Origin of the sequence: Chitinophaga nivalis (assembly GCF_025989125.1) — a bacterium.
GTDB lineage: Bacteria > Bacteroidota > Bacteroidia > Chitinophagales > Chitinophagaceae > Chitinophaga > Chitinophaga nivalis.
The window spans coordinates 1,654,197-1,679,204 of record NZ_JAPDNR010000001.1 but is presented as its reverse complement, the minus strand read 5'-3'; the positions used below and the strand labels follow the sequence as shown (position 1 = coordinate 1,679,204).

Genomic DNA, 25,008 nt, shown 5'->3' with positions numbered 1-25,008 from the left:
ACTTAACTATTAAAATACACCGGCTTTAATGCCCAGGTGAAAAGACGGGGCACTCAGCTGATTATCCGAAAAAGGGTTACCGCCAGCTCCTACTGCAAAACGATAAGAACCACCGCCTACCAACCGGATATTCCGCGAAATATTTAATTCAACATTTACAAACGGCTCTGCGACAAAAAAACCATGGGCAGTAGTATATCTGTATTTGTCTTTTTCCCAGCCATCTTCCCACACTTTGTATTTTTTCCCCTGCTCTGTTAATCCACCACCGCCAATCAGCGTACCTGCAGACCAGTGAAACAGTTTATCAGAATGATGTACATATTCAAACACGAAGCCTGTATACCACAAATTATATTTCCCGCCATCAGAAGCCTTTGCTTCCAATTTATTTATCAAGGAATAAGCTCCCGCTCCCAGCAGGAACTTTTTATTCAATAGCACGCCGCCGTAAGCACCTGTCATTATAGCAACAGTACCATCAAAACCCGTAATTTTACCTAATGCAGTACCATAGCCGCCTACTTTAGTCTTGCCGGCAGATTTGGGACGGGAAGTAAGTGTCTGGATTTCCTGCGCCTTTACACTCAGCGCAACAATTGATAAGGCAACAGCCAACAAAATTTTTCTCATGTCCGGTTTGGATTAAAAGTCTACTCTATAAGACACCCAACTCAGCTATTACCCCTACTTGCACCGGAACTTTTTTCCTGACAAAAATTAATTGATAGTCCATCCGGCACGTGTTTTTAAAAAACTCGATTAGTTGGCATTTATATATCTCTGCCAAAATTATTTCCGGATCTTCATTATTACACGCCGCTATCATCAGCTCTCAGTAAGCAATACGCAAATATTGCGCTTCTGCAGAAAATGATAGAAGCGGCTGAAGTTATCACTAGCAAACAAAAAAATGTGATTTGATTAGGATTTCATCAATTAATTTTTATATTAAAATCACCAAATTATAATTGGTTCGCTGGCATTGTATTAACTATTAGATAGATAAAGCCCCAACATACTCCCAAAGGAGTATCTGCTATGCGCAGGCAAATTGCCTATTTAAAAAGGCACCTGTAATATGTTGTAAGCTAATCTGATACTATTGTATTCATCATTCCCCTGTATGGGCTGTCATAAAAAACCTTTGCCCACAGGAAATGTCTGATGCAGACAATTTACTGGTCGCATTTATTTCAACTCAATCCATACTGGTGCATGATCGCTCGATTTCTCCCAGCCACGCACCTGACGGTCTACACCAGCAGCAGTAAGCCGCGTTTCCAGCTGCGGACTTAACAGGAAATGGTCGATACGCAACCCGGCATCTCGTCCGAATGCATCCCGGAAATAATCCCAGTACGTATATATTTTTTCTTCCGGATACAGTTTTCTGATAGCATCCGTCCATCCTTGCGCTGTCAGCTTTTGAAAGGCAGCACGGGTTTCTGGCCGGAACAGGGCATCATCTACCCAACGTTCAGGTTTATAGACATCCTGCGGGGTAGGTATCACATTAAAATCCCCGGTCAACACCACCGGTATTTCCTGCGCCAACAACTGCTTTGCATGCGTGGTTAGCCTTTCGAACCAACTTAGTTTATAATCGAATTTCGGGCCTGGCGCCGGGTTCCCATTGGGTAGATAAAGACAAGCTATCAATACATCATTGACCACGGCCTCTATATAACGACTATGTACATCTTCCGGATCACCAGGAAGTACTCTTCTGATTTCTTTAATGGCACCGATACGCGATAGAATCGCCACACCATTCCAACTCTTCTGACCATGCCAGATCACTTCGTAACCTGCATCCAGAATAGCCTGTTCCGGAAATTTTTCCTGCGGCGCCTTCAATTCCTGTAAACATGCGACATCAGGCATTGTTTCGCCTAACCAGCGTAACAATACAGGCAGACGTCCATTGACGCCGTTTACATTATAAGTGGCAATTTTCATTCTCCAACAGATTAGGTTTGTACAACAATTTAAGCATAAATATTCATGCGTCCATCATTTGTACACACAGCTATCCGGCATGAGAGTGATTGGCCTTTCATGACTTTATCAGGACCCAACATGAATCCAGAAAAACATTGTTATCCAGGAAAAAAAATGCAGCGAAAACTGCTAGGTAGAAGAGCCATGCTCTTTGAAACATAAGCGTTCATCAGGTTTTAAGCCGGCAATATCCATAGACAAGTACGGGTGGTACCCCCCGCACCTGATATAAGAACCGGTTTGATTTCCTTCAATAGGCCGTCGTTATTGTCCTGTATGAGCGCAGGCCATACAACGTATCCGGTTATTAATGGCTCTTATCAACCTACTACTCTGAAAGAAGAAATAATATCATTCGGGATATTTACATCTTCTACCCAGCGATAGTAACCAGGTCCAAGGCGCCATCTCGGGCCATTATAATTGTCGTGCTGATAAAACTCCCATACACCGGCTACTACAACGATAGAAGAGATTTTATCATTCCAGAAGTCACCAACATAGGTATAGTTCAAATTGGTTCTCCAGTTAGCACCACCAAAGTCATTATGCTCATAGAGAACTACTTCAGGCAATGCTCTTTCAGTCTGTGAATTATCCAGACCAGCAGGCACACCTTTTAACAGCTTAAATGGACCCACAGGAGATTCCAGGTCAACAACACTTCCATTATATGGGCTTAATACAAATTCGGGAACATTAGTCCGTGACATAAAATTACTTTTAGATTAACAAAATAATGCTTACTCTTTTTTACAGGTTTTCAGCGATCCCTGCTTCTATTGCGCAATAAATATCTTTTTCGTTATCGTTATAAACAGATGGTAAATAGAATAATATGGGAAGTTATACTGATTATTCTGGTGTCGAGACTACTATAAGGTTAACTTAAAAAGGGATAATATACATTGTAAATGTGGTCTCCAATATTCCGGTCAGGTTAACAAATAATATGCTATGGTTATTTTGTAAAATTAGCTAATGGTACTGCTAAAACAAGTCATTTATGGATATTCCGGGTATAAAAATTTATTAATCCGAAAATATTGTATCATTACTAAACGGCAAATCAGATTCAGTGAATCACCATTTTCGCATACAATAATTATGCACAACCCGGGTCGCGGCTATGCAGTCATTCCTACATTTATCACGCAATAACAGTTCAGGATAATTCATCCTGCTAACTACGATCCATGTAAAAAAATCACACCATAATCATTTAATTGTTTAGATAATCTGTTTATTTAATCTGTATATTAGCCATCATCTTCCTGATTATTCCGTCATTCGATGTATATTTTCCGGAGCTGACGATCATCTGTATGAAAAAATCCGATATACTGCCACCAGGTATTGCAGACAAAAATGATAGCTTACTGGTAAGCGCCTTTAAGACTCACCTGCATTTTAGTATCCCTGATTACCTTTCCATCAAAACACATTTTCAATTTTATACCCGAAAAAAAAAGGATTTTCTACTTCGTGAAGGCCAAACCTCTTCCGATTATTTTTTTATTCTGGAGGGATATGTACGTACGTTTTACAGCACAGAAAGCGGAGAGGAGGTAACTATCGATATTCTGAGAAAAGGAGAGTTTGCCTCTTCGATGTACAGCATACTAAAGCAAGCGCCCTCTTTCGAATCTATCCAATGCGTAACGGATTGCAACATTTGTAAAATATCTGCGGCCTCCTTTGAAACACTCGCTATTAAAAATCCTGAATGGATTCAGCTAGGCATGAAATGTCTGCAATCGGCCCTGCTCAAAAAAGAAGAAAGAATACTCACCTTCGGGAAATTAAAGGGGAAAGCACGTTATGCCAAACTAATGGCTGAAAGACCTGATATCATTCAACATGTACCTGTCCAATATATAGCGTCTTATCTTGGGATGAAGCCGGAATCCCTGAGCCGGATAAAAAACTGAGTCGTTTTTTCCTAACAATTGTTATTTTAATTCCTGGTGATTGCTGTGATTTTTGCAGTTCATTAATTGAACATTTCAATATGGCAGCAAACATATTAATTACCGGCGTTAATGGCCACCTGGGCAATAACTTACTGAGAAATCTCCTGCAAAAAGGTGAGCAGGTCAGGGGAACAGTCCGGAATCTTCATCATACGGCTCCATTTGAAGGATTGGATTTTACACCCGTTTATGCAGACTTACACGATAAAGCATCTCTTTTAAAAGCGTTACAGGGAATAGACACCTTATATCAGGTAGCTGCTGTTTATGAGTTGTGGACCAAAAATCCGAAAAAGGATGTCTACCAGGCCAACATGACCGCCACCAGAAATATTATGGAGGCAGCAGCCATCATGGGTGTAAAGAAAGTTATTTACGTCAGCTCTGTTGCAGCGATGGGTAGACAAACCTTCCCTATCAGCCCTGAAACATACAATACTGAAACCCGTAGTGTTTATTACCGATCCAAAATTGATAGCGAAAAACTGGCCTGGAAGATCGCCAAAGCACATCAGATACATATGGTCAGTGTATGTCCTTCCGCTATGATCGGAGAAGTGGCTACCCGGCTGACACCTTCTCAAAATACCTTGCAAATGGTGTTGAACAAAGCAATAAAAATCGACGCGCGATTCTATATTAACTGGGTAGACGTCAAAGATGTGTCAGAAGGTTGCTACCTGGCGGCACAAAAAGGCCGTAACGGAGAACGTTATGGTCTTGGTACCGCTACCGCCGTAGGCATTACGGAGATAGCCACCATCGCACAAAACCTATTCCCCGAACGGGGCATTAAGACACCAGCAACCGCTCCCAAATGGGGACTTTACCTGTATGCCTGGCTGCAGGCAACCACGGCGAAAATCACCCGCAAAAGGCCTAAACTATTGATCCATCAAATCAGCATGTATTACAATGTGCATCAGGACATGGATATCAGTAAATCAGTAAGAGAGCTGGGCTATCATCCTACTCCACCCAAAACCGCCATTGAGCAGGCGTTGAGATACTTATATCATCAAACAATACAATAGTCCGTCACCAACACGACAATTAAAAACAATGGAAACATACGATCGGAAAACACCAGCAGGTGCTGTCGCCTATTTTCGTCACCGCCTGCAACAAGGAGATATCACCGGCGCTATGAGCTGCTTTGATGCACAGGGCACGTACATAGAGCGGGATGGTACCCCAATAAAAGGCCTGCCACAAATTGAACGGGCAATAGGTAACCTATGTGTCTTGCGGCCCACGATAAAAGGCGGCGTATCGCATGTTACAATATGGGAAGATTTATCCGTTTGGCTGGATAAATGGGAGATGACAGCAATCAGCCCTGATGGTCATTCCATCAATATGAGTGGCCATACCAGCTGCCTCCTGAAAAGAAATGAAGCTGGTATCTGGTTATGGCTGGTGGATAATCCTTTTGGGGCAGCCGTACTCGACATATAGGGTACAAAATAATACAGGTTGCTATAGGATAGCTATAGCAACCTGTTATTTTTATTAAGGAAGATTGAAGATATGTACAGATTGATCTTTGTAGGTCTGATAGCTGGGTTGATCTGATTTTACTTTATCAGACACCACTACAATCTGGTTGGCACTGATAAAGGATACTCCTTCCACATTTCCATATAACACATTACTACCGGCACCTACCACACCCTGACTATTACCTGTTGGGAAGCTATAGGTGGTTCCGCCTGAAAAAGACCAGGAAGTGTCACTTAAAGTACCGACCCATAACAGCGCATCTTCCTGTCCTACGATAGCTACTTTATTACCGTAAACAGCGATATCTGCATAATCACTGAAAGCAGCAGAAGCAGGCAAGGTGATCTCCGCAATCTTTTCCCACTTCGAATTGGTTTTCTTCAATACCGGCACTTTACCTGTACCTTCTACCAGGCCTAAGATATAATCTTCTCCCCCACGATATACGCGGGCAATTCCTTCAAACCCTTTGTTACTGTTAGATGAGGAAAAGTTATAACCCACCCATTTATTGCTCAGGTAATTCATATCAGCATCATACTCTCTTATTCTTGGCTGATAGTTACTACCATTTTGTACCGCTTCTTCCACCACATAAAAGCGGGCCGGATTCGCATTACTATAGGTAATACCTTCAAAATCAGAGTCACCGGAGCCAGATCCCAACAGGGTATTCTGACTGCTATTGATAGGCAGCGTACTCTTTATTTTCGCAATTTTAAAACGGTTATCAAAGACAACATAAAAAAATCCATCCAGGTAATAAACACCACTGGCTTCAAATTTTTCGTTTTTGTCATAACCGGGAATCAGCTTATAGACTTTGGCTTCTGCCACCGGAGCCCCCAGGCTGGTAGCTGTACGTTTTACCGCTCCGCTAACAACGGTATTATTATTTGAAGCATTTTCCGGCGCCATTTCTTCTTTTTCTTTCTTACAGGAAATGGCCAGCATTAATAAAGCAATAGCAGGAAGAAGGAGTTTTCTTTTCATAAATGGGTTTTACAAAAGATGATATAATAGGGTTATCGTTGTTTGAAGCTGCTTTTAATGCAGCCTTTGTGTTATAAATATAAGCTTTACTTTAAAACGGAGGTAGTGGAATTGCAACAATAAAATGGACAGTCGGTTAAGCTGCAATGTTTTGCTTGTTTAGAAATTCTCCAAAGTCATGTGGTGACATATATCCCAGGGTAGAATGCAATCTTTTACGGTTGTACCAGATTTCTATATATTCGAATACGGCTAATGCTGCCTCGGCTTTATCTACGAATTTATTCTGATATACCAACTCTGTTTTAAGTGTTTTGAAGAAGCTTTCAGCGACTGCATTATCCCAGCAATTTCCCTTACGGCTCATACTTCTTGTGATTAATGGATTAGGCGCCAATAGGCTCTTAAATTCGTTACAGGCATGCTGTATACCCCTGTCAGAATGAAATATCAATGCACCTTTCACTGGTCTGTTTTTTCGGCCATCTTCCATGCAGGGACAACTGTTTCTACTGCTTTCATGGTGGTACTTAGCGACCATCCGACAACTTTCCTATCTCCCAAATCACTTCGTTTGTTACTCAGTTCAACGCTCATTAGCTTGAACTCCTTGTCATATACTTTTCTTTCTCTTGACATGCTGTTAAGTTATTGATTTTTCTATTAACTTACTGTCCTGACAAATGTAGCAACTTCACAAAGGCGGAGAAGTTAAAACAGTTACGATACATCTTAAAAACGGCAATATCACTAAAGTTGATCAATAATGATAAAAAATACTTTGCCATTTATTTTGATGTTCATTTATTCGAGTTGTACTCTTGCACAAAAAAAAAATAGCGTTTCAACTAAGAATGGGCGCGATTCCCTTTTTGATTATCATTTTAGAATACTAGACTCAGTTGTTAATGCCAATAGAATGGACACCGTTTATTATTGCTGCACGCAGCAAATAGCATTTATGGAGGAAAAAACGAAAATAGAATCGAAGTCAGATGGGACTCTGTTAGGCAAGTTGAGTTTTAGTAAGAGGGATTGGGAGGAGTGGCATAGATGGTACAAAGAACATTGTCAAAAATAAGAAGATGTAATAGAAGAGCCGTAGGCAATGCCTGGCGGCTCTTCTATTATGTGAAATAGTCAAAACTTAATCTGACAGTTATTGTTAAACAAATAACATAAAAAGATTAAGCAGAACGATTCAAGAGGAGTTTTATGCCATTGCATTTAGGAAAAAAATATATACGAGTCTGGAGTCAATGCAAGCCGATCTGGATGATTGGATAAACTATTATAACAGACAAAGAGCCCACAGTGGGAAGTATTGCTTTGGAAAGACACCTTTGGAAACTTTTAAAGACAGTATTGGACTAGCTAAGGAAAAGCGCATTGCAGACTGGTATTTAGCCGCTGACGCAACTTCCTGATGCTTTATCCACAAAAAAAATTGCAGAGCCCCAAAGGCGGATAGCTCGGCAAATTTTTTTGTGGATAAAATATTCATAGATTTACAGCTGATTCATTGGGCCCAAAATTAGCTGTCTGTCAGATTAAATATTGATTATTACAAGCTTTGGAAGAATTGATTTACCAGACGTTATTGGCAATACGATTCGTGAAGAGATGTCTGCTGTTACAGGTACAAATTGGAGACAAAGGTCATCATACACTAGATTGCCTGTGAATGGAGTTATTTATACTCCTTATTCAGCAGCAGCCTCAAAAGCTCTTATGCAAGCCAAGCGCTTAGAAGGCACAATGCGTGGATATATATCTGCTCCCCCACCAGTAAAAGAAGTTATAGCTGAATATCCTAAATAAATAGATTATGAAATTTCTTATTTTTTTATATTTTATGATACCACTGAATCTTCATTATAAGGAAAAGCAGTATTCTCATAGAGATATTATTTGTACTTATTCCTATACTGTTACAAAGGAATGGAATCTGCTGTTAAAAGAACAGGGTACTTTTAGTCTAATGTTTCGTAAAAAAGATAACCAGTATGGGAAGCTGGTTGAAAATAAAACTGATTTTTTAGGTACCTGGGAAAATAAAAACGATACAATTATCTTAACGGTATCAGCTCCTTTACCCAACGATTATGATTTCAAGAATACAAAATATATATTGTCAAAGGACACTCTTAAATCACTTGCCAATAATAATATCTGCTTGCCAGCAATATTAGAACCAGGTAGATTGAGTATTGTATTTTGATGCGTCAAATTCACAGATAAAAGGCGTAGTATCCGGCATTCCAAAAAATACATGTGCCATATTATCACTTATCACCACCCCTTTTATAAGGATTTCACCAATTTCTTAAATATTTCTGCTTGTTCTTTTGTTTGAATATGCTCTGCTAATGAATTTAGATGCTGTCTACTATTAATTTTGATCTCATTTAAAGCTTTTGCTTTCTCATTTATATCCTTTATTTTTTCTAAAACCTTGTTCTTCATACAAGTATTTTAAACAGTGGCTAATATTGCAAACTTACGTAAGAAATCAAATATTTAAACAATAATATTACGTTACAAGTAGTCAAAAAACGCTACAAACATCGACCCTTAGGCAAACAGAAATACAATCTATTTAATATCAATCAAAAACAGACAATACTGCATTTACCTATCAATATTACCCCCGCAAGCTATTAGGTGTCACGCCAAACTTTTGCTTAAACGCCCGTTGAAAATGTTGGGAATGCGCATATCCCAGGTCATAAGCTATTTCCGACATCGTCATGTCGGTGTCCCGGATCAGTTGTTGTGCCTTTTCCAGTCGTATCCCCTGCGCATAATTAGACACAGTCGTACCAAAAATCTGCTTGAATCCTGCTTTCAATTTGTATTCATTCAATTGACAAGCTTTGGCCAGCCACTCTAAGGAAGGTGGCTCTTGTAGAGCGTTGGATAACAAGTGGGTGGCGTGATGCAGTTTTTCAATATCTGCATCACGAAGTTTTATACCTATGCACTTCTCCGGCTTTACCAACATCGCTTCCCATTGCCAGCAAAACAGTTCATTTACCAATGACTCGTAATAAAGACTTTTTAGTTTCTCCTGCGCAGGGGCATCCCAAAGATGACGAAGGATACGGGTGATATGCGGTGAAAGCCTTTTTTGTGGCGCCTCCTGAAAGAATGGCTGATAACGTTGCAGTTGTTGCGAGTAATGCTCCCATTCAGGCAAATACGCATTAAAAAGCGATAATGCTTTATTTACCGGCATATAAATACTGATAATATTGTAGTTCCCATTCCCTATCAATCTGTTTTCCTCCGTAGCATCCGGATTGAATAAAAAATGATGGCTTCCTTCTGACAACAGATAATCGTTAAACAAACCACTTTGAGACTGATACACATTTCCTTTCAGCATAAAGCTGAACTCTATCCAATCAGGACTGTTGTAATGTGACCAGGCGGGTGTTTCGCTATGGGTAAATGTATTAGACTCCATGATAATGAAGTCCTTTCCATGATAAATCTGCAGAGAGATATTCCGCTTCTCAAAACTACTTTCAAACGTCTGTTTTTCAAATGGCGTTGCACCTTGCAACAACAGGTTGATGATATCCCTTTTATGGTCTTTTCTTATAGCCATTTTTTTGCTTTTCAAAAATGGTAGATGTAATGTAATATCCCCATCACTTGCTCCTCTTCCAATATAACAATTTACACCTATTATACTGACTGATAAGAGAGAAAACTATGCGCTTATCAAGTGTTGTTATTACTACTGCCATTAAAGACGAAATGCCTGTAAAAATATTTTAAACCAGCACCGATTCTCTTATTTGCGATAATGGTACATTTTAATCCGTTTCATGCACAGCATATGACACCTGGCTATAGAAATTTGTCCTAAACGATTTAAATACAATGGAAAACGATGTTATCAGGACACAGGTGATCATACTCGGCGGAGGCATTACAGGGCTCGCTGCCGCCTTATTTTTAGCCCAGCAAGGCGTTGATTTTATTTTGATAGAAAAGCGGGAAGGCACCTCCGTTTATCCGCGCTCAAGAACCATCGATGCCCGAACCATGGAGTTATTCAGAGGGATTGGGCTTAGCGAGGCGCTCCGTGAAGGCGGCAAAGCACTGGCGCCGGCCTGGGGCATCCTCCGTGGTAATACCTTAGTAGAAGCTTTACAAACACCTGCAGCCGAAATCATGTCTCCGGCTAAGTTGGCAGCGACGCAAAAAGAGATAGCAGACTTTATTAAAAATTCGCCGGAAGGCGTATGTCGTTGTACACAGGATATTAGTGAGGCCATCATGTGTACACATGCGCAGCAACAAGGTGCGGATATTCGCTTCCATCATCATCTCTTATCTTTTACACAGCACCCTAATGAAGTAGAAGTGTTGGTACAAAACAGGCAAACAGCAGCACAATACACCATCCGGGCAGATTACATGATTGCTGCGGATGGCGCCAGTAGTTTTGTAAGAAACCAATTAAACGTACCTGTGTCCGGCAATGGCTCCTGGACCGACTTGTTGAATATTTATTTTGAAGCCGACCTGGCAGCAATAGTAAAAGGACGGGAATTTAGCCAGTTCTTGATTGAAACACCTGAGATAACCGGCTTTCTTTTAACGATCAATAACCAAAATAAATGGGCGTTTCACTTACGCTATTATCCTGAAAAAGGAGAAACAGCGGCAGACTATACTATTACAAAGCTAACGACTATACTTCACCGCATCCTGGGGATACCAGCTATAAAAATCTCCATTCTTAAAGTACTGCCATGGCAACTAACCGTGCGCATTGCTGAGCAACTACGCAGGAATCGCATTTTTCTTGCCGGAGACGCCGCCCACACCATGACCCCTTACGCTGGCAAAGGAGCCAATACAGGCGTACAAGATGCGCAGAATATAGCCTGGAAACTGGCGGCAGTGTTGAAAAACCAGGCGGCAACCACTTTACTGGATACCTACCATACGGAGCGGCAGCCTGTCGGCGCTTATTATGCCACCCTTTCCGGTCAGCTGGCAGGTACAAATGGGCTGGTAAATACCTCGTTACTGCCCACCAAAGCCAAAGACCTCATGGGACTACCTAATTTCGGTTATCAGTCATCCGCCATAAAAAGAGACACCAACCTGCCGTTCACCTATTTCGTGGGCGAACCAGGTACCCGTGTGCCACATGTATGGCTGGATGAATTACACAACATCTCTTCGATTGACTGGATAAAAGGGCAATTCGTTTTAATTGCTGGCAACAACAACTGGCAGGCTGCCTGTGACAAGGTGAAAGAACAGCTATCTATCGATATTCGGCTGGTTGTATCAGCCGACGAAAAATGGCAGGCCATCACCGGTATGAGTAATGATGAAGCATTGCTCGTCAGACCGGATGACTTTGTAGTGGCGAGATTGGCGGCTATTGATAGTTTGGGAAATGTGATGACGGTGATTTTGGGGAAGGCGGTACCATTGCAGCTGCAGGTCAACAACTCATTAGAAAATTTATAACCTTTGAGCTTGATATTAATTATTTCCAGATAACTGAGGATCGCGTATTCCGGATTGCGATAAAGAAGCAGCCCGGTTGCAATGTGCACCGGGCTTAATTAATTTATTTTAACTTAAAATGATCTATTAAGAACTGGCCTTATTGACGTGGGGGCAAAATCTATATAATCAGAATGGGATTGAATGGTGATAGTTGTTACAGGAAATCTCAGTGTGGAATGGGTAACTCCCTCTTTGAACATAATAACTGTAGTACCAGCATCCGTCGACCAACCATAAACAATATTACCATAAGGTTGCCCCATAGAGCTTTGCCCGGTCGAATATTCTGGTCCCAATACCTTTGTTAGTATCGTTAATGCTTTATTATTGCTATCATCAATGAGTACAATAATTTTATTTAAAACCTTATCCTTATTGCATTGTAAGAAAAAATATTTTACTATCAACGAATCCTGGCTTTTTATTATCGGGAGATAATAAAAAGCCGAAGCCGGTGTAGCGTTGAAATGATCTTTTTCAGAAAAGTCATTAAAATTAACACATCCGGGTATATCATTTATATTACTGTGCAGCGCAATTCCATTAAATGAAGTAGCAGAAATTTGACCGATTGCGTTCATTTTAAAAATTAAAAAGAAGGTGATAACGATTAATATTTTTGTCATAAACTCTCTTTATTCCTTTTGGGTACACTATAAAGATCTTAAAAGTTAAATGGCATTTAGGAAATAAGCGCTATACATTGAATGCCCAATGACCTTCCTCAAAGGCCAGCATTGTTTTTCACCGAATATAAATCATATCGGAAATTTAAAAGTATAGTATGGATAAATCGTGTACTGGATTTGAGGCATCCAAATATCTTTCGTAAAAAAATATTGTAAGTAACGGATCGTAGGCCGAACAGATAATAAAGTTTCCAACACATATTGTAGTAGGGACACTTAATTTATTTTAAATTAAAAGCTTCTATGAAGAACCGGGCTAATTGACGTATTTTGAAGTGCCTCGTAATCCGATTTATATCGAATAGTAATGGTCGTTACTGGGAAATTTAATACAGAATGCTCTCTTCCTTCTTTGAACATAAGAACTGTAGTACCAGCATTTGTTGACCAACCGTAAACAATATTACCATAAGGTTGCCCCATTGAACTTTGCCCGGTAGTGTGTTCAGGTCCTAAAACTCTTTTCAAGATGGATAATGCATTATTATTACTATCATCAATGAGAATAAAAATTTTGTTTAACTCTTTATCATTATTGCATTGTAAGAATACATACTTTACAATCAACGAATCCTGACTATCTATTATTGGGAGATAATAAAAATTTAAATCTGGCTCTGCACTGAAAAGGTGCTTTTCTGCAAAATCTTTATAACTAATACATCCCGGTATGTCCTTTATATTAGTATGCAACGCTACTCCATTAAATGAAGTGGCAGAAATTTGACCAGTTACGTTCATTTGAAAAATTAAAAAGAAGGTGACAACGATTAATACCTTTGTCATAAATTTTTATTGAGTATTATAATAAGGAATTAGGATGACACTTTGAAGCGCCACTCTAAAAAATAAAATCAGTCGCACCCCATGCGCAGTATTCCGTTATATTTGGCCATCACCGGAGCCGTTCCTCAAAGGGCAATTTGTATCTATGGTGTAACTTTTGAAATTTTCATGGTACAATTTGATCCAGCCAGTACTGCTTCCCAATCCAAGCGTCTATTCCCAGTAGGGAAACTTACCCAATAGGAATCACGAGCACTTAGCAGCAACTGACAACCATAAAAATTAATATCCAGTTCATTTACAAGCACTAAATTGATTATGATATTACCGCCTAATGGACCAGTATGAAAGCCTATGTATGCATCTTGTAATGTCCAACTAGTAGATGAATATTTATAATCATTTATGAGCGTCCATTTATTTGGCGAAGAAGCTGGATTTGGAACTGGAATATTTAAATAATGTTCATCTCCATAATAAGAAGGATCTGTATAATATGTTTTACAGTGTGCTTCCATTTGAGGTCTGTCGTCCGTAATTGTATTGACTACTTGCGATTTTTGTGGAGAACTAGAACTTTGTCCTGCTGTCACTAAAAAAAGCGAAAGATAGGAATCGTTGTTGTCATTATCTGTAGAGTCTTCAGACATTATCTCTATTGTGGTAAACATTGCCTTCTGAGTGATTATTGGCTGCTGAACAGAATCTACTGTTGAAAATTTCTCAAATGGCTCTTCAGCAAATTCGAATAACGCCTGAATATTGTACGAAGACGGCGCAAAAGGAAGCAAAAAAGAATCATCCCCATTTGGTAGAAGCATCGGCTTGTCTTCTCCATTTCCTGTAAATACTATTTCTGCATTGTCCCAGGAAAGAGTGACTCTTTGCATGTTATATGCATTTGATATACAGCTAATTATGCCTTGAGTTTTTGCTGGGATAGCAATAATTGTTGGATTTGGTCCAGAGTCCATTGGTTAAAGGTTTACGGGTTAATAAAAAGTATTAATGGTTATGAGATTATTACTTTGGATAGTGTTTTCTAAATTAACGCTTTTCATTTAAGAATAATGAGATTCAAGGCCAAATTTTAAACCAATAAATTATTCGGTATTTCAGCATCTAACATGATAAGATGAAGGCAGGCATTTAATGGCAGCACAAACCCTAATACTGGACCTCCGTCACATCTAATATGATATAAAAAATTTTCCTCAAAGCCACCAACTGCCAAATCTCACCACAACATGCCAAAAGTTAATTAGGGCGCTGCTTCCATAGCACATTTGCTGCGACACCCCGTCATAGTGGGATTTACGCAACAAAAAATCGCTATCCTGGCAGCCGGGTTTAACTTTTTAAATGAGCGATTATGACCCGTATAGATAGGAAAACTACAATACCTCTAGACATACATCATTTTGTGGTAAAAAAAGCCGTTGAAGAAGCTGAAATACGTATTACTGCTCATTTACAGTTACAGATTGATCTATATAAGACACTATGCCGGTTACTAATATATCTATTAGGAATAATTACATTAATATTTCTCTCATCAATCGCATATTACTTTATAAAAAGTAACGTGGATATACTTCTCCTGTTTTTCAAGGTTGAGGGATAATTTAGGTTATGATAATTCATTGGGACTTGTTAAGGAATTAATCAATCGGGAATAATTATGAACGTATTTAGACATACAACCAAACGCTCTAACCATTCCTGGTTGGGGTTTAATCATAAACACTTCAACTATCAGTGTTTTCTGACATATAAAAAAGGTAAATGTTCATAAACGATTAGACAAGAGCAGTAATACAATAGCCTATAATGTAGGATGTGCAGGGAATGTAGCAGTAAAGAATAGTTTTAAAAATCCGTGAAACACTTCAATACCAATCAACGTTTAGGTACAAGATTTTGAAGCCCTTTGTATGCAAATTGTATGCAAATAAAAAAAGGATCTCAAAGCTAAAAACTTTGAAATCCTTTATCGTGGCTGTGACCCTGTAGGGACTCGAACCCTAGACCCGCTGATTAAGAGTCAGCTGCTCTACCAACTGAGCTACAGAGTCATCAATCCGTTAAAAAACGTGAGGTCAAATTTAATGGTTCTGTTGAACTTTTGTGTACTTTATTTATTTAAATTTGGTAAAACCGAAAAATAGGGGATAATTATCCAATCAGTTGATAATCTAATCGTTAGCTCATTATAAAATTTTTTCTCATGCAAGAAGCGTATATAGTAGCTGGATTCCGCACCGCAGTGGGCAAAGCAAAAAGAGGAGGATTCCGATTTTCAAGACCCGACGACCTGGCCGTAGATGTCATCACCGGTTTAATGCAGTCCTTACCACAACTCGACCCTAAACGGGTAGACGATGTTATTGTAGGGAATGCCGTGCCGGAAGCAGAACAGGGCTTACAGATAGGACGCCTCATTGCAGCAAGAGCATTAGGTATTGAAGCTTCCGGCGTTACCGTTAACCGTTATTGCGGTTCCGGCCTGGAAACCATCGCCATCGCTACCGCTAAAATCCGCACCGGTATGGCAGATTGCATTATCGCCGGTGGTACCGAAAGCATGAGCCTTGTACCCACCATTGGCTGGAAAACAGTTCCCAACTATTCCGTAGCCAGTACCACCCCCGACTTTTATTTAGGCATGGGACTCACCGCTGAAGCAGTGGCTAATCAATATAAAGTAAGCCGCCAGGACCAGGATGAGTTCTCTTATAAATCTCACCAGAAAGCATTGGCAGCTATTCAACAGGGCCATTTCAAATCAGGTATACTCCCCATCAATGTGGAAGAAGTATACCTGGATCCAAAAGGTAAAAAACAAAAACGTACCTATATCGTTGACACCGATGAAGGACCACGTGCAGATACTTCCGTGGAAGCCCTGGGTAAATTAAAACCTGTATTTGCTGCCGGCGGTTCTGTGACGGCAGGTAACTCTTCCCAGACTTCCGATGGCGCCGCCTTCGTGGTAGTGATGAGTGAAAAGATGGTCAATGAACTGGGGTTGAAACCTATCGGCCGTTTGGTAAGCTGCTCTACTGCAGGCGTAGATCCAAAGATTATGGGTATCGGCCCGGTTGCCGCTGTTCCCAAAGCGTTGCAACAAGCCGGTAAATCCTTACAGGACATTGATCTCGTAGAATTAAACGAAGCCTTCGCCTCCCAGTCGCTTGCGGTTATCCGTGAACTGGGTATCAATCCGGATATCGTGAATATCAACGGCGGTGCCATTGCCCTCGGACATCCATTGGGATGCACCGGCGCCAAACTCACCGTACAGATCCTGGGCGATATGAAACGGTTAAACAAAAAATACGGCATCGTTACCGCCTGTATCGGTGGTGGACAAGGAATTGCCGGCATCATAGAAAACATCAACTAACTACAACATAGCTATATAAAAAAAGAGAAGCCGCAAAGCTTCTCTTTTTTTATGCGCACTTCCATGCTTAATGCACAATTTCCACTTCCTTCCGGTCCTGATACAACTGCCAGAAAATATCCGCTAGAATAGCAGGTGAGTGGGTCGTACTTTCCGGCGTAATATGAGCGGTGACAGATAGCGTACCTACAAATACATCGGCTGCTTTCAGCCGGTCATGCAGTTGCAATGCCAGGCTACGGATGCCTGCCTTGCCAATAGACAAAGAACCATAAGCTGCTTTCGGTTCAATCGCTAATCCGCCGCCGGAAAACAGGATAGCCCCTTTATGCTTTTGCAGTTCCTCAAACACCAGCTGGGTACTTTGTAAAGCAGCGGCTACATTTACTTTAAAGTCGGCGATCAGGTTATCCGGCGTTGTTTCCAGGATGTCCTGCTGCCGGATATGCGCCGCATTGTATAACAATACATGTATATCTCCCAATTTTGTTTTCAGCGCCTGTATGGCCTGCTCCAGGGCTTCCGGCCGGGTTACATCGGCGGAGTGGGTATAGGCAGTAATACCTTTTGCGGTCAGCTGCTGCAATAAGGCAGCAGCCTTTTCTGCATCGCGGTTAATAAATCCTATCTGAAATCCTTCGCGACCAAAACGCTCTGCCAGGGCCAATCCCTGCCCTGCACCTGCTCCTACGATGATGATTGATTTTGCCATCTTTGAAATATGTTTTTGATAGTGCAAAGATATTTACCGTCCTCCAATCTACCGATGTAAAAAGCAAAGCAATAGTTGTAAAAATCAATCCATTTACTTACGATAGGCGGCAGGCGTCATCTGTACATTTTTACGAAAGAAATGAATGAAGTGAGGCAGCTCTTCAAATCCCAGGCAATTGGCTATTTCTGATACATTCCATTGGGTACGCTTCAGCAATAACCGGGCTTCCTGTATGATTCTTTCGGCAATCAGCGCCGAAGTGGTTTTCCCAGTAATTTCCTTTAATGCTTTGTTGAGATGATTAACATGTATAGATAAAGCCTCCGCAAAGTCGCCGGGGGTACGCAGGGCTATCTGTTGCGATAGCGATGCCACCGGAAACTGCCGCTCCAGCAATTCTGTAAACATGGCGGCAATACGGGCAGCGGCGTTGGAATGCTGCAGTAAGCTAACCTCCGGCTGCAGCTTCGATGCCTCATGTACCAGGTCCAGCACACAGTTTCTCAATACATCATACTTGTATAGGTAATCAGTACTGATTTCGGCAAACATCTTATGAAAAATGCGAACCACTTCCTGTTGCCGCGCCGGCGTGAGTTTATAAAATGATTGGGCGCCGGCACTGAAAACGGGATATTCCTGCAGCTGAATACCACCGTAGCGGGAAAAGAAATCAGCCGTAAAAATGCATAACATACCGGATTTCTTCATGGTAACAGGTTCCAGCTCATAAGGCACATCGGGTGTGCAAAATACCAGGGTATTATCTTCCACAGTAACCGTCTGCTCGGCATAATGGTATTTACACCGGCCTTTTACCAGGATGATGGTATAAAATTCCTTGCGGCCGAAAGAAGAGCACCGCGATTGCATATCCGACACTTTAAATACATTAAAATGTCCTACTTCTTTCCGGATATTATCCGGCAAATACTTCGAATGACAAGAGTAAAATTCTGCTACGCTTAAATTTTTCCGCATGTATCAAAGTTATAAAAATCAAATCACCGGCAAAACCTGGTAGTCACAAAAAAATTCAGTAATACCGGCTTCGTTGTATTACACCATCCGGGCCAGTCTTTTATAATTAGCGGCACATACCACCACTAAAGACAATAATAACAATACAACACTCGTCCACATAATCTGATGTACCCCGGCGTGAGCAATAGTTACACCACCAACAGTAGCGCCAATCGTTACCGCCAGGTTGCCACAGGAAGTGAAGATACTATTCACCAGCTCCGGTGCTTCCGGCGCCATGGTAGTGACATTGATATTACTGATCAGAAATCCGCCGGTATGGATAAACCCCCATAAACAAACCATGACGATCATCGGCACCATATATATCCCGGCAAAATACAGCAACACATGTGTTAACAGTAACAACCCAATAAAACCCATCGTCGTATAAAGCCGGCTCCTGCTCAACAGTTTTCCTGCCAGCCAGTTGCCGGCTACGCCGGTAATACCGAATACCAGCAGCATCATACTGATCTGTGCGCCGTTCATCCTCGTTACTTCCCGCAGATATACTGCCATATAACCATAGCTGGCATACATGGCAGCCACGATCAGACAGGCCAGCCCCAGACTCACCCACAGGGCCGGCTTACGCAGTACCTGCAACTGTGTACCGAAACTGGTTTTTACGCCTGGCATATCCGGCAAAAACAATAATAATCCGAGAAAAGAGATTCCGTTAACAACGGCACATAAAAGAAAGGATGCCTGCCAGCTAAACAGGTCTGCCATCCAGGTGGCCAGCGGTACACCCAGCACACTGGCAATGGTAAAGCCACCGAATACAATACTCACCGCCTTCGGCGATTCCGCTTCCGGCACGGAGTTGGCCGCCATGGTAAGCCCGTTTGACCAGTATACCGGATGCATAAATGCCGGCAACATCCGGGCAATTAACAACATCGGAAAACTGGTGGATAAGGCAGCAATAATATTACCGCCTGTGAAGACAGCCAAAACAAGTATCATCGACTGTTTCCTGTTCCAGGAAGAAAAAAACAAGGTTACAAAAGGACCGCTGACGGCGATGATCAGTGCAAACGCACTTAACAGCCAGCCGGCTTTATCCGTAGTGATATTAAAAGCTGTGGCTATCTGCGGTAAGATACCGATGACACCAAATTCTGTGGTGGCAATTCCAAATATTCCCAGCGCAAGTACATAAAGTATGCGTTTCATAATTCTTCCTGTTTGCTGATTTTTTTTGTGCAAATTTGTAGGAAATGCACGCATACTTTGTATCATACACTTTTATGTATGATACTCACCTTTTAGAAAGTATTGAACGGAACCTAACGCTTATAACCATGCCTGAGTTTATTTACGATAACAAACTTTTTTATACGCCAATTGAATTTGCGCTAAACCATATTGGTGGCACCTGGAAGATGCCCATCCTGTGGCGGCTCCGGACGAATGTGTTAAGGTATGGCGAGCTGAAAAATGATATTCCGCATATCACCCATAAGATGCTGACCACGCAGCTGAAGGAGCTGGAAGAGAAAGGCTTTATTACCCGTACGGCCTATCCGGTAGTACCGCCGAAAGTAGAATACCGGATTACCGAAAAAGGCCAGCAGGCAATACCTGTGATTGAGCGAATTATGCAATATGGTCTGGAGCTGATGAAGGACGCAGGTATCCAGCATCCCCCCAGACCCTGACATTTATTTTACGATGGGCACCGTATCATGAACAGATACAACCGCAGAGCGGTTACCGGTAATTTTCCAGCCACCGCTTTGTTGTTGTATTTCCCATAGATGATGATACAGTCCTTTCTTTTCCATGAGCTGTGTATGCGTACCTGTTTCCGCAATACAGCCTTCCTGTAATACCAATATTTGCTCCGCGTGTCTGATGGTGGCCAGCTTATGCGCCACCACTACTACTGTTTTGTCTTTTACCAGCTCCCGAATGGCCTGCTGAATGTAGATCTCATTTTCAGGATCCAGCGAAGCAGTGGCTTCATCCAGCAATACAATAGGCGCATTCTTAAGCAGGGCGCGGGCAATACTGATCCGTTGTTTTTGACCACCGGAGAGTTTGTTGCCCCCTTCACCGGTACGGGCATGCAGGCCTTCCGGCAGATCCCATGCAAAATCCAGAACCATGGCACGGGCAGCGGCATCCCTCACTTCTTCATCGGTAGCATCCATTCTGCCAAATCTGATGTTGTTGTAAATCGTATCATCAAACAGGTATACATCCTGGAATACTTCACTGATAAGGCTATACACCCGGGAAGGATCCATCTCTTTCACATCCGTACCACCTATTTTCACGCTGCCGGACTGCACATCCCAGAAGCGCGCCATCAATGCGGTGATAGTGGTTTTACCGGAACCGGAAGGCCCTACCAGCGCTAGCATACTTCTTTCCGGCACTTCAAAGGATACATTTTGTAATACCGCTTTATCATCCTGGTAACCAAAGGTCACCTGCTCAAAGCTGATATTGAAACCGGCAGGCACATATCCTTTACCGGCAGACTGCTCCGGCGTACGCAACACTTCAATCACCCGATCCAGGCTGATATTCATGTAACGCAGAATCACATAATCTACCAGCACTATTTTGATAGGCTCATATAAACGGTAGCCTACAATCAGAAAGGTAATCACTGCTGCAGGCGTCAGGCTGCCATTGGTCAGGAAGGTAACCGCCAGGTATATCATCAGCAGAAAAAAAACTTCCAGTGCCAATCCTGCTACCAGTACGAAAGGACCCGGGATGGCCTCTGTACGGATACTGGCCCGGCGAAAATCATTCAGGGCCGTTTCCAGACTGGTAAACCGTTTGCCGGTCATACCAAAGGATTTGATATGACGGATTCCCTGTACATATTCCAGGAAACGGGCACTCGTTTCATTCCGTGCCGCCACATGTTTACTCCCTTGTTGTACGATCAGGTAATTGGATATGCGAATCATCACCCAGCTAAGCGGCAAAGCGCATAACAGCACCAATGCCAACCGCCAGTCGGTGATAAACAGGAATACGGAGATAATCAGTGTGGCAAATACAGCACCGGCAATATTACCAATGGTGTGCGCAAATATCATTTCAAAGTTGGCGACATCCTGTAATACGACTGCAGCCAGATCCCCTGGGTCCCGTTGTTTGAAAGTACCCATGGACAAACGTTGCAGATGATCTCCCAGTTTGATGCGCAGGTTGGTAGACAACGTATAAGCCATGACGTTGGTACCTATCATCGTTTTGGCGGCCAGCCATAATTGTACGCCCAACAGCACCACCATAATAATAACGTATAACCATATCCGTTGTGCAACCGGATTCCCGGAAAAAAGTTCCTGTATAATCAGTAGCAGGAAACCAGTAGGTACTGCTACCAGCAAGCCATGCAGCAGCTCTGAAAGAAGGCTCTTTCTTACCAGTGCAGGCGCTGTTTTAAAAGTATAAAAAAGATTGCTGATCATTGTTGCGATTGTTACTAAAGTTGTCTGATATAAATTGCCGTTGCTGTCTATGCCGTGATGGCAAAGTTTTTGGCCCGGGTATGGGCATTCCACATATTGGCATACAGTTCACAGCTTTCCAGTAGCTGTGTATGCTGATCACTGCCTACCACCTGTCCGCCTTTCATCACCACAATCTGATCACAGCTGGTAATGGTGCTGAGACGATGCGCAATAATGATGACGGTTTTATTACTGATCAGTTTATTGAAAGCCTGCTGAATCAGCTGCTCATTCTCCGGATCACTGAAGGCGGTTGCTTCATCCAGCACCAGCACGGGGGCATCTTTCAGGATCGCTCTGGCCAGCTGTATCCGTTGTTGTTCTCCTCCGCTGAGGTGTACGCCTTTGCTACCATAAAAAGTCTCATATCCCTGCGGAAGCTTGCTGATGAAGTCGTGGCACTGCGCCGCCTTTGCGGCAGCAACAATTTCTGCTGCTGTTTTATCCATGCCCATCCGGATATTTTCGTACAGGCTCTGATGAAACATAAAGTTATCCTGAAAAACAAAAGACACCTGCCGCATCAGCTCTTCCGGCGCTACTTTGCGGATATCCTGCTGCCCAATAAAAATGTGTCCCTCCTGTACATCCCAGAAGCGGGCTACCAACTGGGCAGCAGTAGACTTACCTGAACCGGATGGTCCCACCAGCGCAGTAATAGTACCTTGTGGCACGGTGAAATTTACACGCTCCAGCACATTCCGCTTCCCATCATAACTGAAAGAAACATTTTCGAACCGGATGCTGAAATCATCCGACAACACCTCGTGACCAGCTGTTTCCTGCTCATGACTGAACAGGATTTCATCCAGCCGCTTTACACCATGGTTGATCAGGGAAATCTGGGAGCCCAGGTTACTGAGCGCAAACAGCGGGCGGATATAACCCACGCCCAGTATCAGGAAGAGAAATAATACCGACAGGGTAATTCCTCCGGAGAAATACAGATAACTCCCCAATGCCAGTACCGGCAGGGAAGCATTGCTGATAAAACTGATAAAAATGCCAAATCCTGGCGAAACATCCCGGATATAGGCAATCACCATCTCTTTAAAGCGATAGGCCCGGCCACTGTACTGATCAAAGCTGCCCGCGGTATGACCAAATATTTTGATCACAGGCATCCCCCGTACAAATTCAACAATGCCTGCATTCATCTCTTCCAGAGAACGATGGTATTCCCGTAATACATCCGTACGTTTTTTACTGAACAGTAAAGGCATCACCGCTGCCAGCAGTACTATCGGCAAACAGCTGCTGATGGCGAGCCGCCAGTCGGTAACAAATAAATATACCAGGGTAATAAGCGGGAGGGTAATTCCTTTTACAAAATCAGGAATGCTATGCGCAATAAAATTTTCAATCCGCTCCACATCATCTGCCATTATCTTCTTTAAAGCGCCGGAATTGTTTTTGTTAATAAAACCTAATGGCAGCTTTCCTAACTTTTCTGCCATCTGCTTCCGTAGCTCATATAAAATATTAAAAGCGGCTACGTGTGAAGCCATACCCGATGCATATAGCAAGGCATAGGAAGCCAGGGAAGCGCCTGCCGCCAGCAGGATATTATGTTGAATCAGGGCAACATCAACAGGCGGGGTAAGCATGGCCTTAATAATGGTATAGATCAGGATATAGGGCACTATAGCCAGTAATACGTGCGCCACAGCCAGTATCGCCGACAAAAGCAACAGCTTTTTCCTTTTCCCGGCAATTTCCAGCAGCCGGCTTACGCCACTCCGGGGTTTCGTTTCTTTCATAATAGCGGTGTTATTGATATTCCGTTTAAATAATGATAACTTTGGTTCAAAGGTGTTGCTTATCTAAAAAAGAACTTTATATAAAACGGATAGCTTTTAATACTAAACGGAGTATTTATGTCCATGAGCATAAGTGATGAAGCAGGGCGTTGGATTAATTTAGGTCAGTATCCACTTGCTGCAGACCTGCTTGAACCACTGGTAAAAGAACGGAGAGAGCGATACAGTTTTCCTTTCGGAGATATGGAGCTGGTACAGATCACCCTGCCTAATATCTTTATTGTTTACGGAGATATGCACATCCGTAAAGAAGAGCTGCGTTTTCACGCTATTAACCGACCCAACTTTGTGGAACTCCACTTTGCCCTGTCCGGTGGCGGTGTCATGGAAAACAAGATGAACGGGCACAAATACAATTTTATCTCTCAGCAGCATAACATGCTCTATACCCGGGAGTTGGATGGCATTGGCTACTACAATACCGGGCAACCCTATAAATTTTTTGAAGTACACTTTACCAGCGAGCATTTCCTGAACCTGGTAAAAGATACCGGTACCTTACTCGCGCGATTCTGTGAAAGTATAGCGAAAGGAAAATCTGTAGATCTGTCAGACGAGAACCAGGCCATCACGCCTGAGATGCATCACTGCATCCGGGATATTATGAACTGCCGTTTTCAGGGAGGTTTAAAACTGCTTTTCTTGCAGGCTAAGTGTATTGAATTACTGACACTGCAAGCCTACTCCTTTGAAAAGGCACATCAGTCCGGCCCCCGGTCTGTACTAAAGTCGGCACATGATAAAGAGGCGATCCATCAGGCCCGGGAATACCTCATTCAAAATATAGACGCCACGCCTTCTTTACCAGAGCTGGCTAAAATTGTAGGTATCAATGAATTCAAACTGAAAACCGGTTTTAAGGAAGTATTTAACCATACCGTTTTCGGCTACCTGAATGAAATCCGGCTGCTGCAGGCAAGAGAACAGTTGTTATCCGGTTATCCGATTAAAACGATTGCCAACGAACTAGGTTATTCTTCCGTGCAACATTTCGCTACTGCTTTCCGCAAGAAATTCGGCGTTCCTCCCGGGAAAGCCAAACAATAAAAGAGAAAGGGCGTACT

The 25,008-nt window shown here is 42.2% G+C and carries 25 protein-coding genes and 1 tRNA gene; 10 read left to right on the top strand and 16 right to left on the bottom strand.

Annotated features, from left to right (window positions below):
• Positions 1-9 precede the first annotated feature (9 nt).
• The 3 genes from OL444_RS06925 to OL444_RS06915 form a co-directional block, all read right to left on the bottom strand.
• Positions 10-633: a hypothetical protein gene (locus tag OL444_RS06925; RefSeq protein ID WP_264733954.1), complete on the bottom strand. Its 624-nt coding sequence runs from the start codon at positions 631-633 to the stop codon at positions 10-12.
• Positions 634-1,191: 558 nt separating this feature from the next.
• Positions 1,192-1,962, bottom strand: coding sequence for an exodeoxyribonuclease III (gene xth, locus OL444_RS06920; protein WP_264733955.1), 771 nt, complete (start codon positions 1,960-1,962; stop codon positions 1,192-1,194).
• Between the two features lie 362 nt (positions 1,963-2,324).
• Positions 2,325-2,717, bottom strand: coding sequence for a beta/gamma crystallin-related protein (locus OL444_RS06915; protein ID WP_264733956.1), 393 nt, complete (start codon positions 2,715-2,717; stop codon positions 2,325-2,327).
• Between the two features lie 612 nt (positions 2,718-3,329).
• Between OL444_RS06915 and OL444_RS06910 the strand changes: the two genes are divergently transcribed.
• The 3 genes from OL444_RS06910 to OL444_RS06900 all read left to right on the top strand — a co-directional run bounded on the left by OL444_RS06910 (position 3,330) and on the right by OL444_RS06900 (position 5,435).
• Positions 3,330-3,935 carry a Crp/Fnr family transcriptional regulator gene (locus OL444_RS06910; protein ID WP_264733957.1) on the top strand — a complete coding sequence of 202 codons (606 nt, stop codon included), beginning with the start codon at positions 3,330-3,332 and terminating at the stop codon, positions 3,933-3,935.
• Between the two features lie 80 nt (positions 3,936-4,015).
• Positions 4,016-5,011, top strand: coding sequence for an NAD-dependent epimerase/dehydratase family protein (locus OL444_RS06905; RefSeq protein WP_264733958.1), 996 nt, complete (start codon positions 4,016-4,018; stop codon positions 5,009-5,011).
• A 28-nt stretch (positions 5,012-5,039) separates the two neighbouring features.
• On the top strand, positions 5,040-5,435 hold the full coding sequence (locus OL444_RS06900) for a YybH family protein (protein WP_264733959.1): 396 nt from the start codon (positions 5,040-5,042) through the stop codon (positions 5,433-5,435).
• Between the two features lie 54 nt (positions 5,436-5,489).
• Here OL444_RS06900 and OL444_RS06895 read toward each other — a convergent pair whose 3' ends face one another.
• Together OL444_RS06895 and OL444_RS06890 are read right to left on the bottom strand one after the other, a co-directional pair.
• Positions 5,490-6,473, bottom strand: coding sequence for an esterase-like activity of phytase family protein (locus OL444_RS06895; RefSeq protein ID WP_264733960.1), 984 nt, complete (start codon positions 6,471-6,473; stop codon positions 5,490-5,492).
• A 136-nt stretch (positions 6,474-6,609) separates the two neighbouring features.
• Positions 6,610-6,840, bottom strand: a complete 231-nt coding sequence (locus OL444_RS06890) for an IS3 family transposase (RefSeq protein ID WP_371878163.1) — start codon at positions 6,838-6,840, stop codon at positions 6,610-6,612.
• An 811-nt stretch (positions 6,841-7,651) separates the two neighbouring features.
• On the opposite strand from OL444_RS06890, the gene OL444_RS06885 reads away from it, so the two are divergent.
• The 3 genes from OL444_RS06885 to OL444_RS06875 all read left to right on the top strand — a co-directional run bounded on the left by OL444_RS06885 (position 7,652) and on the right by OL444_RS06875 (position 8,694).
• Positions 7,652-7,900 carry an IS3 family transposase gene (locus OL444_RS06885; RefSeq protein ID WP_371879036.1) on the top strand — a complete coding sequence of 83 codons (249 nt, stop codon included), beginning with the start codon at positions 7,652-7,654 and terminating at the stop codon, positions 7,898-7,900.
• Between the two features lie 130 nt (positions 7,901-8,030).
• The gene (locus tag OL444_RS06880) at positions 8,031-8,294 is read left to right on the top strand and encodes a hypothetical protein (protein ID WP_264733961.1); all 264 of its coding nucleotides are present in this window, start codon (positions 8,031-8,033) and stop codon (positions 8,292-8,294) included.
• Between the two features lie 7 nt (positions 8,295-8,301).
• Positions 8,302-8,694 (top strand): hypothetical protein, encoded by a 393-nt coding sequence (locus tag OL444_RS06875; protein WP_264733962.1) that lies wholly within the window; start codon positions 8,302-8,304, stop codon positions 8,692-8,694.
• A gap of 83 nt (positions 8,695-8,777) precedes the next feature.
• On the opposite strand, the gene OL444_RS06870 is transcribed toward OL444_RS06875, so the two are convergent.
• Positions 8,778-8,939: a hypothetical protein gene (locus tag OL444_RS06870; RefSeq protein WP_264733963.1), complete on the bottom strand. Its 162-nt coding sequence runs from the start codon at positions 8,937-8,939 to the stop codon at positions 8,778-8,780.
• Positions 8,940-9,117: 178 nt separating this feature from the next.
• A complete protein-coding gene (locus OL444_RS06865) occupies positions 9,118-10,086 on the bottom strand; it encodes a helix-turn-helix transcriptional regulator (protein WP_264733964.1) in 969 nt (322 codons plus the stop codon).
• Between the two features lie 278 nt (positions 10,087-10,364).
• On the opposite strand from OL444_RS06865, the gene OL444_RS06860 reads away from it, so the two are divergent.
• Entirely contained in the window at positions 10,365-11,975 is a 1,611-nt protein-coding gene (locus tag OL444_RS06860) for an FAD-dependent oxidoreductase (protein WP_264733965.1), read from the top strand.
• A 113-nt stretch (positions 11,976-12,088) separates the two neighbouring features.
• On the opposite strand, the gene OL444_RS06855 is transcribed toward OL444_RS06860, so the two are convergent.
• The 4 genes from OL444_RS06855 to OL444_RS06840 form a co-directional block, all read right to left on the bottom strand.
• Entirely contained in the window at positions 12,089-12,643 is a 555-nt protein-coding gene (locus OL444_RS06855; protein WP_264733966.1) for a hypothetical protein, read from the bottom strand.
• 294 nt (positions 12,644-12,937) lie between these two features.
• Entirely contained in the window at positions 12,938-13,492 is a 555-nt protein-coding gene (locus OL444_RS06850) for a hypothetical protein (protein WP_264733967.1), read from the bottom strand.
• Between the two features lie 143 nt (positions 13,493-13,635).
• A complete protein-coding gene (locus OL444_RS06845; RefSeq protein WP_264733968.1) occupies positions 13,636-14,466 on the bottom strand; it encodes a fucose-binding lectin II in 831 nt (276 codons plus the stop codon).
• Between the two features lie 1,028 nt (positions 14,467-15,494).
• Positions 15,495-15,567 (bottom strand) — tRNA-Lys (locus tag OL444_RS06840).
• Between the two features lie 152 nt (positions 15,568-15,719).
• Between OL444_RS06840 and OL444_RS06835 the strand changes: the two genes are divergently transcribed.
• The gene (locus OL444_RS06835) at positions 15,720-16,898 is read left to right on the top strand and encodes an acetyl-CoA C-acyltransferase (RefSeq protein ID WP_264733969.1); all 1,179 of its coding nucleotides are present in this window, start codon (positions 15,720-15,722) and stop codon (positions 16,896-16,898) included.
• A gap of 67 nt (positions 16,899-16,965) precedes the next feature.
• On the opposite strand, the gene OL444_RS06830 is transcribed toward OL444_RS06835, so the two are convergent.
• The 3 genes from OL444_RS06830 to OL444_RS06820 form a co-directional block, all read right to left on the bottom strand.
• Positions 16,966-17,610, bottom strand: coding sequence for an SDR family NAD(P)-dependent oxidoreductase (locus tag OL444_RS06830; RefSeq protein ID WP_264733970.1), 645 nt, complete (start codon positions 17,608-17,610; stop codon positions 16,966-16,968).
• A gap of 93 nt (positions 17,611-17,703) precedes the next feature.
• Positions 17,704-18,594, bottom strand: a complete 891-nt coding sequence (locus tag OL444_RS06825) for a helix-turn-helix domain-containing protein (RefSeq protein ID WP_264733971.1) — start codon at positions 18,592-18,594, stop codon at positions 17,704-17,706.
• Positions 18,595-18,672: 78 nt separating this feature from the next.
• Entirely contained in the window at positions 18,673-19,818 is a 1,146-nt protein-coding gene (locus tag OL444_RS06820) for an MFS transporter (RefSeq protein WP_264733972.1), read from the bottom strand.
• Positions 19,819-19,946: 128 nt separating this feature from the next.
• On the opposite strand from OL444_RS06820, the gene OL444_RS06815 reads away from it, so the two are divergent.
• Complete coding sequence (locus OL444_RS06815; protein ID WP_264733973.1) at positions 19,947-20,303, top strand: winged helix-turn-helix transcriptional regulator; 357 nt, start codon at positions 19,947-19,949, stop codon at positions 20,301-20,303.
• Positions 20,304-20,306: 3 nt separating this feature from the next.
• On the opposite strand, the gene OL444_RS06810 is transcribed toward OL444_RS06815, so the two are convergent.
• Together OL444_RS06810 and OL444_RS06805 are read right to left on the bottom strand one after the other, a co-directional pair.
• A complete protein-coding gene (locus tag OL444_RS06810; RefSeq protein WP_264733974.1) occupies positions 20,307-22,082 on the bottom strand; it encodes an ABC transporter ATP-binding protein in 1,776 nt (591 codons plus the stop codon).
• 47 nt (positions 22,083-22,129) lie between these two features.
• Positions 22,130-23,884: an ABC transporter ATP-binding protein gene (locus OL444_RS06805; RefSeq protein WP_264733975.1), complete on the bottom strand. Its 1,755-nt coding sequence runs from the start codon at positions 23,882-23,884 to the stop codon at positions 22,130-22,132.
• 117 nt (positions 23,885-24,001) lie between these two features.
• Here OL444_RS06805 and OL444_RS06800 point away from each other — a divergent pair, with 117 nt between their 5' ends.
• The gene (locus OL444_RS06800; RefSeq protein ID WP_264733976.1) at positions 24,002-24,991 is read left to right on the top strand and encodes a helix-turn-helix domain-containing protein; all 990 of its coding nucleotides are present in this window, start codon (positions 24,002-24,004) and stop codon (positions 24,989-24,991) included.
• Positions 24,992-25,008: the final 17 nt, after the last annotated feature.